Raw genomic sequence first — 12,725 nt, 5'->3', positions numbered from 1 at the left:
GCTTTGTTGCCGCTTGCGAATATCCTTCAAACGAACGGTTGCGGCGCGGCAGAAGAACTACTGCGGACTTACGTAGCGAGCAGGACCTAGTTCTTTAGAACTATCGGGAGAGGAGCGATACGCCTCGGTTGATGTGCGTCAATGCGTGACGCGAGGTGATTCGACGCGAAACCGCAGCCATGCGGCTGCAGTTTAAAAACATCTGCGATGGCTAGGCAGCCGCGGGGCGACCGATCGCGTTGACCGTCGCATAGACCGCCGCCTGCACTCGCGAAGCCAGCTTCAGTTTGCGCAGAATGTGCTGCACATGGATCTTGACGGTGGTTTCCGCAATGACGAGTGCGCGGGCGATTTCCTTGTTGCTCGCGCCGCGGGCGATATGCGCGAGGATTTCCTGCTCGCGCACCGACAGCGAAAGCTTCGGTCCCGTCGATGGCTCGGCCTTGGGCTTGACAGGCTCGACTGCCTCGGTGGACAGCGCCGCCGTACCGGCGAGTGCGCTGGTGTCGCTCTCGCCGACGCCAGTCACGGCGCGGTAAGCCGCGACGAGCTTGCCGGTCATCTCCGGGCTCACGATCGACTCGTCACGCATGGTCCTTACGATCGAATCGGCGAGTGTGTCCGCATCGACCGTCTTCAGCAGGTAGCCACGCGCCCCGCGGCGCAGCGCGGCGCCGAGGTCACGCTCGTCTTCGCTAACCGTGAGCATCAGCACGCGTGCGTGCGGCGCGGCTTCGCGCAGATCGCCAAGCGCGTCGACGCCATTCACGCCGGGCAGATGGTTGTCGAGCAGGATCAGATCGGGTTGCAGCTCGCTCGCGCGACGCTGCGCCTCGCCGGCGTCGCCTGCCTCGCCCACCACCGCGAAACGCGTGTCGTGGCCGAGGAGCGCGATGAGACCACGCCGGAACAAAGTATGATCGTCGACGACGAGCAAGCGGATCGGAGTCATGCCGTTCAGTCTCCTTCAGACAGGCGCCAGTTCGGTGCCGGCCGGTTCGGTTAACAGGGAAGCCGCGGCAGCAGAGGCGGCCCCGCAATGCGGCAGCAAGCTCAACGTCACGCAGGTGCCCGCGCCCGGCACCGAGTCGATCAGCACCCGCGCGCCAATACGCGCAGCCCGCTCGCGCATGATGCGCATGCCGACATGCGTTTCGCCGCGGGTATCGCCTTGCGCGTCGAAACCTTCGCCGTCGTCGCGCACTTCGAAGTTCCACGCGGGCGTCTGTTGCACTTCGAGCCAAACTTCGCGGGCATGCGCATGCTTGCGCACGTTGGATAGCGCTTCCTGCAACACATGCAGAACCTGCACTTTTACGTCGGCGTCGAGAGGCAAGCCATGACCTTGCATCGACAGATGCGTGGTCAAGCCCGTTTGATGCTCGAATTTGCGCAGCGTGGTGCGCAATGCGGGTTCGATGTCCTCGGCGTTGCCGCGAGTACGGAAATGCACCAGCAATTCGCGCACGTCGCCGGTGCTCTCGCGCACGCCCGCTTCGAGTTCGTCGACGATTCGGGCAACCGATGCGTCCGTTTGCGCGGGCAATGCATCGCGCAGCAATTGAACCTGGATCTTCAGGAACGCGAGCGACTGCGCAATGGAGTCGTGCAACTCGCTCGCGAGCAACGCTCGCTCGTCGGACACTGCCGTTTCGCGTTCGAGCGCGGTGACACGCAGATTCTCCATCGCGGTCGCGAGATGGCTTGCGAGCGCGTCGAGCAGATCGCGGTCTTGCGCCGACAACCGGATTTCGTCACGAAAGAACAGATCGATTTCGCCAAGCGGGCGCTGGTGCAGAATCACCGGCACAGAGACCAGCGTCATGTAACCGGCGCGCGCGCAATGGCCAAGCACGGCCGCGCCTTCAGCTAACACCGGAATCACGCGAGCGCCGGGTTCAGTCCGCGGCTCGCCACACAGGCAGCTACGCGAGGTCAGGCACTGCTCGTCGTCGATCATGAAGCGCGGCAGGCTGTCGCTTCCTAGTAGCAGATACCTTTCGTTCCCTTCGCCCGACCAGCGGATCGCCACCGAATCCGCGCCGGCAATACGCCGCATGCGCTGCGCGAAGCCGTGCGCCAAGGCATCGAGTGTTCCGGCTTCCGCGGCGAACGCGCTGATCTCGTAAAGTGCCGCGAGCCGCGCACGCTCGGTTTCGAGGCTAGCAGTCTTCTCGTTCACCTTCAGTTCGAGATCCGCATAGAACTGCTGCAGATTGCGAGCCATGCGATTAAAGCCCGCAGACAACTGGCCGAACTCGTCTTGTGACGCAACCTCTACGCGCATCGAAAAGTCGCCTGCTTCGATGCGGGCAAGGCCGCCGGTCAGGCGCGACACCGGTTCCAGCACGAGCAGATAGCCGATATAAAGCAGCGCCCACGCACTGCCTATTGCGAGGACGAGCAACGCAATCTGCACGGCGTTGAGAATCGACGTCCAGCGTGCGAGTTGGGCTTCTATTGAACTATCGAACGCGTCGATCAGCGCGACGAAGGCGTTGGCTTCGCGTACGACATCCGCAGACGACGGTGCCCCCACCGTGCCGGCCGCAGCCGCCGCATCGACCCATACGGGCCGCAATACCTGCCACTGCTGTTGCACCTTGGCGAAACGCGCACGTGCCTCGCCGTTCCACGGCACCGATAGCGGACGCACCGGGTCGCCCACGCGCAGCAGTTCGAGACTTTTGTCGAATTGGGCGGCGAGTGCGCCGACGTCCTGGGGCGCCTCCCGCAAGCTTAACGCCGCGCGATAAGTCTGCATGCGCATGCGGCCCGCCTCGTTGATCGCCGCCGCGCCGCCGTCGAGTTGCAACGTAATCCACAGCGTCACGCCGATGGAAGCTAGCGCGAGCGCGAGCAGCGTTGCGACTACAACGGCAAGTTTGGTGGTGAGAGGCCAGGAGGAGATGGGGCGCATGAAAGTATTCCGCCAAGTTGGTGATACCCGGTCACATTGACGGACGTACGCGCACAACCGCTCGCATCTCCGCCGGCCTATCCCCTACCGCGACATCATATTCATACTGACGTTATGCATGACCCACACCGTGCCGCCGATCAGGAACAACGCGGCCAATGCCGTATAGGCAAGCGCCATGACGTTCCAGCGCTGCCCTGCCGACATATCGATGTGCAGGAAAAACACCAGGTGCACGACAACCTGCACGAAGGCGAGAACCGATAGCGCGATCATCGCCGTCTGCGCCGGGAAAACGCCGCGCATGACAAGCCCGAACGCGGCTGCGGTCAACAGAACGGAAAGCACGAATCCGCCGACATAACCGCGCAGGCTGCCGTGGCTCTGCTCCGCTGGAAGTGATTCGATGTGAGCCATTTACAGCACGCTCCCCAGATAGACAAACGAAAAAACGCAGATCCACACGATGTCGAGGAAATGCCAGAAAAGGCTTAAACAGGTGAGACGCGTGAGCTGGCGCTCCGACAATTCCGGACTACGCACGATTTGCACAGCCAGCACGGCCATCCACACGAGCCCCACCGTCACATGCAGTCCGTGCGTGCCGACCAGCGTGAAGAACGACGACAGGAACGCACTGCGGGCCGGTCTGGCGCCCTCGGCGATCAGGTGCGAAAACTCGCGCATTTCCAGAAACAGGAACGCAAGGCCGAGCACGAAGGTCACTGCAAGCCAGCCCAGGACGGCCGCGGACTTGCCGCGCCGGGCGCCAAGCATCGCGAAGCCGTAGGTGATGCTGCTCAGCAACAGCGCAGCGGTTTCTACCGCGACGCCGCCGATGTCGAATAGGTCCTTGCCGGACGGGCCGCCCGCGAACTGATGCGACATGACGGCGAACACCGCGAATAACGATGCGAACAGCACGCAGTCGGTCATCAGATACAGCCAGAAGCCGAATACCGTATCCGATGAACCGTGGTTGTCGTGCGCTCCGTCGAGCGCAACGGGGAGTGATTTCTGCAACATCGATCAGGCCTCCACAGCTTCGAATTCGCGGCTCTGCACCGCTGCGGCCGCAGGGCCACGCTTACTTTCGATTTCCCGCACGGTATCGGCGGAGATGTAATAGCCATCGTTGTCGCCGAAGCTGCGCGCAATCAACGTGGCCACGATGGCCAGCAGTGCCGCGACAGCCAGCCACATGATGTGCCAGACGCCGGCGAACCCAAGGACGAGACTCAATACGCCGATGAGCAGGCCCGCACTCGTATTCGACGGCATGTGAATGTCCTGGTACTTCGTCACCTTGATCTCGCAGCTTCCCGTCTCCTTCATGTGGGTGTATGCGTCGAGCTCGTGCACCGTCGGAATGACCGCGAAGTTATAGACAGGCGGCGGCGACGATGTCGCCCATTCGAGCGTGCGGCCGTCCCACGGGTCGCCCGTCACATCGCGATACTCGGGTTTGTTGCGGTTTGCCACGCTGACCCACACCTGTGCCACCTGGAAGACGACGCCGACGGCGATCAGGACCACACCGCATGCGGCTGCAATCATCCACGGATGCCACGCCGGATTGTCGTAGTGGTTCAGGCGCCGCGTCATACCCATGAAACCCAGCACGTAGAGCGGCATGAACGAAGCGTAGAACCCCACGAACCAGCACCAGAACGCGCACTTTCCGAGCTTTTCGTTCAGCTTGAAGCCGAATGCTTTCGGGAACCAGTAATGGAACCCTGCCAGGTAGCCGAAGACCACGCCGCCAATGATCGCGTTGTGAAAGTGCGCGATCAGGAAGAGGCTGTTATGCAGCACGAAGTCTGCGCCGGGAATGGCCATCATCACGCCGGTCATACCGCCGATCGTGAACGTGATCATGAAGCCGATGGTCCACAACACGGGCGCGGAAAACTCGAGGCGCCCGCGGTAGATCGTGAACAGCCAGTTGAATATCTTCACGCCGGTCGGAATGGCAATGACCATCGTCATGATGCCGAAGAACGAATTGACGTCCGCACCCGAGCCCATCGTGAAGAAGTGATGCAGCCAGACGAGGAACGCGAGCACCATGATTGCGCAGGTTGCATAGACCATAGTGCGGTAGCCGAACAGCGTTTTCTTCGTGAACGTTGCGATCACTTCCGAGTAGATGCCGAATGCCGGCAACACCAGGATATAGACCTCCGGATGCCCCCATGCCCAGATCAGGTTCAGGTACAGCATCGCGTTGCCGCCTGCATCATTCGTGAAGAAGTGCATGCCCATGTAGCGATCGAGCCCGAGCAGCGCCAATGCCACCGTCAGGATCGGGAACGTCGCCATGATCAACACGTTCGAACACAGTGCCGTCCACGTGAAGACCGGCATTTTCATCAGCGTCATGCCGGGTGCGCGCATCCGCACGATCGTCACGAAGAAGTTGATGGCCGTAATCAACGTGCCGACGCCGGACAATTGCAGGCTCCAGATGTAGTAGTCGACCCCGACGCCCGGACTGAATTGCAACTCTGACAACGGCGGATATGCAAGCCAGCCGACTTGCGCGAATTCGCCGATCACGAGCGACAGATTCATCAGGATCGCGCTGATCGCCGTCATCCAGAAACTAAGCGAGTTGAGGAACGGAAACGCGACGTCGCGCGCGCCGATCTGCAACGGCACCACCAGGTTGAACAGGCCGACCATCAGCGCCATCGCCATGAAGAAGATCATGATGACGCCGTGCGCCGTGAAGATCTGATCGTAATGGTGCGGCGGAAGATAGCCAGGCGAGTGATACGCGAGCGCAAGCTGAAGGCGCATCATGACCGCGTCGACGAAGCCGCGCACCAGCATCAGCACCGCAACGACGATATACATGACGCCGATCTTTTTATGGTCGACGCTGGTCAGCCATTCGTGCCATAGCCATTTCCATTTATGGAACCGGGTCAGTGCCGCCATCACAGCAAGCACCATGACGATCATGAGTGCGCCCGCCCCCATGATGATGGGTTGATCGAACGGGATCGCGGAGAGTGTCAGATTTCCGAGCATGTTCTAACCCTTTGTACGGCAATTGCTGTTCTGCGAATCGAGGACATTACCGTTGTTGTACTTTGCAATGATGTTGGTGAAGACCTTCGAATCGATCGACGAGAAATAGCCGACCGGCTCCTTCTCGCTCGGTTGCGCGACCGAGTTGTACTCGTTCATATCGAGCCGGCGCGGCGAGGCCTTCACTTTATCGACCCACGCATCGAACTGCGCGGGAGTGACCGCGAGCGCGCGGAACTTCATGTCCGAGAACCCTTTGCCGCTGAAGTTGGCGGAGATGCCTGCGTAATCGCCCGCATGGTCGGCAATCAGATGCAGTTGAGTCTGCATGCCCGCCATTGCGTAGATCTGGCTTCCCAATTGCGGGATGAAGAACGAATTCATCACGGAATCGGACGTGACCTTGAAGTCAACCGGCGTACCTACGGGGAACGCAAGCTGATTGAGCGAAGCAACGCCGAGTTCCGGATAGATGAAGAGCCACTTCCAGTCGAGCGCCACCACTTCCACCTTGATCGGCTTGACCGCCGATTCGATTGGCCGGTATGGGTCGAGTTCGTGCGTGGTGTTCCAGGTCAGGATGCCGAGGAACAGAATGATCAGCGTGGGTACCGTCCACACCACTGTTTCGATTGCGGTGGAATGCGCCCACTTCGGTGCATAGGTCGCGCTGCGATTGCTTGCACGATAACGCCAGGCAAACACGAGGATCATGACGATCACCGGCACGACGACGATCAGCATGGCCATCGTCGCCGTGCTGATGAGCGACTTTTCCGCCATGCCGACGCTGCCTTTAGGATCCAGCACATCAAGATTGCTGCACCCCGAAAGACACCCGACGAGCCCAGCCCCCAAGGGTATCAACACCCGTTCAAAGGTCTTCTTATTCAACATACCTGCCTGATTTCCGTGGACCGATCTGAAACGCTACACAATGTTCTCGCCATGAAGACCAGACCAATTACTTCATGCGCGGTCGAATTCTAAGAGCATCCCCGGATCGGAAACATGATCTCAGACAAGCTAAATCAAATGAGTTTGATGCCGGCGTTCGACTCGCGTGCAGATGCGCATCGCCGGCGGTCGGGGCGTCCGTTCTTCTGATCTGCGTCGAGTGCCGCTCGCTCGCGGTGGCTGGATTTAGCCGCCTCGTGGATCACGGAGTACGGGAAGGGAAAATGACTGCAACGGCGGGGACACGCGCCGCATATTCGATGGGGTGATAGAGATATTGCAGATGGCGTCGCCGCAGGCCGCCCTACCGCGCCACTATCCGTGCGCCGACGCCTGGCGCTGCTTTGGAGGATGGGCTGACTCGGGCGTGCTTGGGCGTGCTTGGCCACACTCAGGCGTGCTCGGGGCGCATTCCGGCGTACGCGGGCATGCCTGACCGCGCGATGAATGCGCCCGACAATCGACCGATTGCCGAAGCCGGATCACGTCGTTGCGCGCTCCACGATCCGGAAACCCACGTCGGTCACTTTGCTTTGCGCAGCGCCGGCCAGCCGGTCCAGCAGGCAGCGCGCCGCCGTCAGCCCGATCCGTGTGCCGTCGACGTGCACGGAAGTAAGCTGCGGCGTCGTCTCAGTCGCGAACTCAAGATCGCCGAAGCCGCAAATCGCCAATTGCGACGGCACGCTCAGTCCTAGGTGCCTCGCCGCGCTCAACGCTCCAATGGCGAGCAAGTCGGACCCGCAAAACACCGCATCGGTATCCGGCGCCTGTTCGATCAGGCGAGGCAACGCTGCCTTGCCGACCGCAACCGAACTCGGCGGCGCGACGAGTACTTCGGCGATGTCGCGTATTCCCGCCTGTTCGAGTCGCGTGCAAAAACCGCCGCGGCGCGCGAGCGCGCGCGCGTCGTTCGCTGAAACGAGGCCGGGCTTGCGCACGTTCCTTTGCAGGAAGTGCTCGGCCACCGCGACGCCGATCCGATAATGCGAAAAGCCCACCAGCATGTCGATAGGCTGATCCGTCATGTCCCATGTCTCGACAATCGGAATGCCGACGTTCGCAAGCCGCACGCGCAGCGAGTCCGTGTGAGCGACGCCGGTCAGCAGCACGCCTTCGGGCCGTCGGCTGAGCACTGCGTCGAGCAGCGCCTCTTCGCTCGAATCGTCGTAGCCGCTCAAGGCGAGCAGCACCTGGTAACCCGCGCGCGACATCGTCTCGCTAAACACCTGGACCGTTTCCGAAAACAGCGAATGAGCGATAGTCGGCACGATCGCCGCGATCAGCCGCGAGCGCGACGACGACAAGCCGCCCGCGAGCCGGTTGGGCACATAGCCGAGCTTTTGCACGACCTGCCGCACGCGTTCGAGCGTTTCGGGCGCGACCGTTGCAGGACTGTTGAACACGCGCGACACCGTAATCGGCGAGACACCTGCTTGCGCGGCGACATCGGTAATGCGCAAGCCTTTTGGCCCGCCGCGCATGCGTCTGGCGGGCGCCGCCGTGTCGGGCAGATCGGCGTCGGCGGCAGCGGGCGGTTTCTGATTCGGCATGAGTGCTGACAGGAGGTTAACGAATTGTGCGCCGTATTTTAAACTGCGCTAAACCGCCGCACGCCGCAGATCGCCGGGCTCCGCGCGCCACGAGCAAAAACGGCTCGGGCAATTTAGTCGGTCGCGGCGACAACGTTTTGCACCGTGCGAGCGCCTTTTTCACGGCGCAAAATCAGCAACGTGATGACGGCGAACACGAGGAGACAGGTCGCTGGAATCAGCATCGGCGCCTTCACGCTGCCCGTCGTCTGACGGACCCACGGCACCAGATTCTGCGCAATGAAGCCGCCGATATTGCCGAGCGAATTGATCGCGGCGATGCCGGCCGCGGCGCGCGCGCCGAACAGAAATTTGGGCGGCAACGTCCAGAAGCACGGAATCAGCAGATACATGCAGGGTGCGCCAAAGCACAGCGCGATAAAGCGCAGCGTGTTCGTCGGCAGAAACACCGCGCTGAGGAAACACATGACACCCAGCAGCGCCGAAACCAGCATCGCGATGATCGCGCGATTGCCGGCGCCGCGCAGTTTCGACGGCAGCCACGCCAGCACGATGGTCGCCATCAGCCACGGAATGATGTTGAGCAACCCGTTGGTCGTATTGCTCACGCCGAAGCCCTTCACCAGCGTCGGCAACCAGTAGCTCACGCCGTAGACGGAAATCGACAGCATCATGTAGTAGAGCGCCATGCCGATCACGCGCGGCTCGGTCAGCACGCTCAGCAGGGAGCCGTGCGTCGCGACGCCCGCCTTGACTTGCGCGCGTTCGGCGTCGAGCGTGCTCGTGAGCCACTGCTTCTCATCGGCGGAAAGAAACTTTGCTTCTTTCGGCGACGACGGCAGCAGGAACAACACGACAACCGTCAACAGAACCGACGGCAGCCCCGTGACGATGAACACCAGTTGCCAGCCGTGCAGGCCCGCAAGCCCGCCCTTGTCGAGCAGCCAGCCGCAGATCGGCGCGCCGATCATATTGCCGAGACTGCTGCCCACCGTGAAATAGCCGAGCATACGCACGCGATGCCGCGCCGGAAACCACAGCGTCAGATAATAGATCACACCAGGATATAAACCGGCTTCCGATGCGCCCAGCAGAAAACGCAGCACGTAGAACATCGTGGCGTTTTGCGTGAAGGCGAGCAGTATCGTCACGACACCCCATGTGAACATGATGCGCGCCATCCAGCGCGGCGCGCCGTACTTGTGCAGCATCACGTTGCTGGGCACTTCGAAGATCAGGTAGCCGATAAAGAACAGCGATGCGCCGAGTCCATACGCGACTTCGGAAAGTCCGAGGCTGCCGAGCATCTGCAGCTTGGCGAAACTGATATTCGAGCGGTCGATATAAGCGACCAGATAAAGCAGCCCCAGCAGCGGCATCAAGCGAAGAGCAAGGCGGTTGATCAGACGCGATTCGGCGATTGCCGGTGTGGTGGTGCTCACAGTGTCTCCTACGGCCACGTTCTACGCGCGGGCCTGTGTGCTGCGATGGATCAGATGTGGATCAAGGGTGGATCAAGGCGTGGCTGCAAACGTCGCGGCGGCTCATTGCCGTTGTGCACGCCATTGCGCGTAAGCGGCCATCGTTTCCTCGTTCGGCGGATAGGTGCCGCGCAATGGCCGGCCTTCGCCGATCCTCTCAGCAATGAAGACCTCGAGTTGCTCCTGCTCGGCGGCTTCGCGCGCGACATCGGCGGCCATCTCGCGAGGCACGATGACGACACCGTCCACATCCGCGACGACGATATCGCCCGGATACACCGGCACGCCGCCGCACGCGATCGGCACGTTCATATCGACCGCGTGATGTTTTGCGAGATTCAGCGGCGCGCTCGCGCCCGCGCACCAGATCGGCAGGCCCAATGCGGCGATGGTCCCGCTGTCGCGCACGGGGCCGTCCGACACCATGCCCGCAACACCGCGTTTGGCAAGCCGCAGCGCGAGGATCGAGCCGACCGATGCGACCGAGCGCTCACCGCGGCAGTCCTGCACGAGCACGCTGCCGGCAGGCGCCGTCTCGACAGCCTTGCGTTGCGGATGGTCCGGGTCCTGGAACACGCCGACGTGATCGAGGTCTTCACGCGCCGGAATATTGCGCAGCGTGAATGCCGGCCCGACGACATTCGGCGCGCTGGCCGCAGGTTTGACGAGTGGCGCGACGCCTTGCAAAAACACATTGCGCAAGCCGCGCTTGAAAAGTTGCGTGGTCAACGTAGCCGTGCTGACGTGTCTCAGTTGTTCGAGCGTCGTTTCACTCACGACGATTTCCGTTGCGCTCATCAGAAACTCCGTTTTCGATTAGTGGATTTCAGGTTCGCCGCGCTTTGCACCCGGCACATCGTGCGCGGGCAACGCGCTTTGCGTCGAACTTTGCGTCGGATTTTTCCCGGCCGCTGCCTTGACCGGCTCCTCGAGAAAGTCGAAGTCGCAGCCTTTATTCGCCTGCAATACGTGCAATTGATGCATCACACCGAAGCCGCGTTCGAACGGAAGCTTCGGCGGCTGCCACGCGGCCTTGCGCGCTGCCAGTTCCTGGTCGCTCACTTCGAGATGCAAGCGTCGCGCGGCCACGTCGAGTTCGATCATGTCGCCGTCGTTCACAAGAGCAAGCGGGCCGCCGACGAACGACTCCGGCGCGACATGCAGCACACACGCGCCGTAACTCGTGCCGCTCATACGCGCATCCGAAATACGCACCATGTCGCGCACGCCCTGCTTCAGCAGTTTCTGCGGAATCGGCAGTTGGCCCCATTCGGGCATGCCGGGCGCGCCGACCGGACCCGCGTGCTGGAGCACGATCACGGAGTCGGCGGTGACGTCCAGTTCTTCCATGTCGATGCGCGCGGCCATGTCCGCATAGTCCTTGAACACCACCGCGGGGCCGCGATGCTTGAGCAGATGCGCTTCCATCGCCGCGGGTTTGATGACGGCGCCGTCGGGTGCGAGATTGCCGGTCAGCACTGCAAGGCCGTCGCTCGCCACCACCGGATTGCTGCGCTTGCGGATCACGTCGTCGTTGAAAATCTCGGCGCCCGCGATGTTCTCGCCGAGCGTCGAACCGTTCACGGTCATCTGCGAGCCGTCTATCAACTCGCCGAGTTCGAGCAGCAGCGCGCGCAGGCCGCCGGCGTAAAAAAAGTCTTCCATCAGATACTGGCCCGACGGACGCAGATTGCCGATCACCGGCGTGATGCGCGAAAGTTCGTCGAAGCGCGCGGTCGTCAGATCGACGCCGGCACGGCGCGCGATGGCCACGAGATGAACGATGGCGTTGGTCGAACCCGACATCGCGAGCACCGTGGTCACGGCGTTGTCGAATGATTTCGCGGTGAGGATGTCCGACGGCTTCATATCGGTCCACACCATCTCGACGATGCGCTGGCCGGTCAGCGACGCAAACTGCGCATGACGCGAGTCGACCGCGGGAATCGACGAAAAGCCCGGCAGCGTGAGGCCGAGTGCTTCGGCGGCGCTCGTCATGGTCGACGCGGTGCCCATCGTCATGCAATGGCCGGGCGAGCGCGCGATGCCGCTTTCGATGCCCTTCCACTCATCCTCGGTGATCTTGCCCGCGCGCAATTCGGCCCAGTATTTCCACGTATCCGACCCGCTGCCGAGCGTGCGGCCGTTCCAGTTGCCGCGCAGCATGGGGCCGGCGGGCAGAAAGATCGACGGCAGATTCATGCTGATCGCGCCCATCAACAGGCCCGGCGTGGTCTTGTCGCAGCCGCCCATCAACACGCAGCCGTCGAACGGATAGGACTTCAGCAGTTCCTCGGTCTCCATCGCGAGGAAATTGCGGTACAGCATCGTCGTCGGCTTCTGGAACGGCTCGGCGAGCGTCATCACCGGCATTTCGACCGGAAAGCCACCGGCCTGCCAGATGCCCCGCTTCACTTCCTCCACGCGCTGCTTGAAGTGCGTATGGCACGAGTTGATCTCGCTCCACGTATTGACGACGGCGATCACCGGCTTGCCCATGTAATCGGACGGGTGATAGCCCATTTGCGCAGTCCGTGACCGATGGCCGAACGAGCGAAGATCGTTCACGCCATACCAGCGATAGCTGCGCAACTGCTCGGATGTTTTGCGGTTCGACACTGACGTCTCCGTGGTATCGCTACCATCCCGCCGCAACGTTTGCCGACAGGACAGAGTTTTCGAGATGACTGCGATGGTATCGATACCATCGCGGGCTGTCGCTCAGGGATATCACTAACCCACACGTCGGCTGTCCAATTGACGGCGCACTGCGATGGGAAT

The 12,725-nt window shown here is 61.8% G+C and carries 10 protein-coding genes; all 10 read right to left on the bottom strand.

The window, feature by feature from the left end:
- Positions 1-211 precede the first annotated feature (211 nt).
- A complete protein-coding gene (locus F759_RS0116250; protein ID WP_036024553.1) occupies positions 212-952 on the bottom strand; it encodes a response regulator in 741 nt (246 codons plus the stop codon).
- A gap of 15 nt (positions 953-967) precedes the next feature.
- A complete protein-coding gene (locus F759_RS37875; protein ID WP_051377300.1) occupies positions 968-2,920 on the bottom strand; it encodes a type IV pili methyl-accepting chemotaxis transducer N-terminal domain-containing protein in 1,953 nt (650 codons plus the stop codon).
- 84 nt (positions 2,921-3,004) lie between these two features.
- Entirely contained in the window at positions 3,005-3,337 is a 333-nt protein-coding gene (gene cyoD / locus F759_RS0116240) for a cytochrome o ubiquinol oxidase subunit IV (protein ID WP_027800792.1), read from the bottom strand.
- The gene (gene cyoC / locus F759_RS0116235; RefSeq protein WP_027800791.1) at positions 3,338-3,946 is read right to left on the bottom strand and encodes a cytochrome o ubiquinol oxidase subunit III; all 609 of its coding nucleotides are present in this window, start codon (positions 3,944-3,946) and stop codon (positions 3,338-3,340) included. It abuts the gene before it with no gap.
- Between the two features lie 3 nt (positions 3,947-3,949).
- A complete protein-coding gene (gene cyoB / locus F759_RS0116230) occupies positions 3,950-5,956 on the bottom strand; it encodes a cytochrome o ubiquinol oxidase subunit I (protein ID WP_027800790.1) in 2,007 nt (668 codons plus the stop codon).
- Between the two features lie 3 nt (positions 5,957-5,959).
- Entirely contained in the window at positions 5,960-6,853 is an 894-nt protein-coding gene (cyoA, locus tag F759_RS0116225; protein ID WP_027800789.1) for a ubiquinol oxidase subunit II, read from the bottom strand.
- A gap of 542 nt (positions 6,854-7,395) precedes the next feature.
- Positions 7,396-8,463, bottom strand: a complete 1,068-nt coding sequence (locus F759_RS0116220; protein WP_027800788.1) for a LacI family DNA-binding transcriptional regulator — start codon at positions 8,461-8,463, stop codon at positions 7,396-7,398.
- A 113-nt stretch (positions 8,464-8,576) separates the two neighbouring features.
- The gene (locus F759_RS0116215) at positions 8,577-9,905 is read right to left on the bottom strand and encodes an MFS transporter (RefSeq protein WP_027800787.1); all 1,329 of its coding nucleotides are present in this window, start codon (positions 9,903-9,905) and stop codon (positions 8,577-8,579) included.
- 102 nt (positions 9,906-10,007) lie between these two features.
- A complete protein-coding gene (locus F759_RS0116210; RefSeq protein WP_027800786.1) occupies positions 10,008-10,742 on the bottom strand; it encodes a ribonuclease activity regulator RraA in 735 nt (244 codons plus the stop codon).
- A gap of 18 nt (positions 10,743-10,760) precedes the next feature.
- A complete protein-coding gene (gene araD, locus F759_RS0116205) occupies positions 10,761-12,563 on the bottom strand; it encodes an L-arabinonate dehydratase (protein WP_027800785.1) in 1,803 nt (600 codons plus the stop codon).
- Positions 12,564-12,725: the final 162 nt, after the last annotated feature.

Source organism: Paraburkholderia dilworthii, from assembly GCF_000472525.1.
Lineage (GTDB): Bacteria > Pseudomonadota > Gammaproteobacteria > Burkholderiales > Burkholderiaceae > Paraburkholderia > Paraburkholderia dilworthii.
This window is presented reverse-complemented; position numbering and strand designations above follow the sequence as displayed.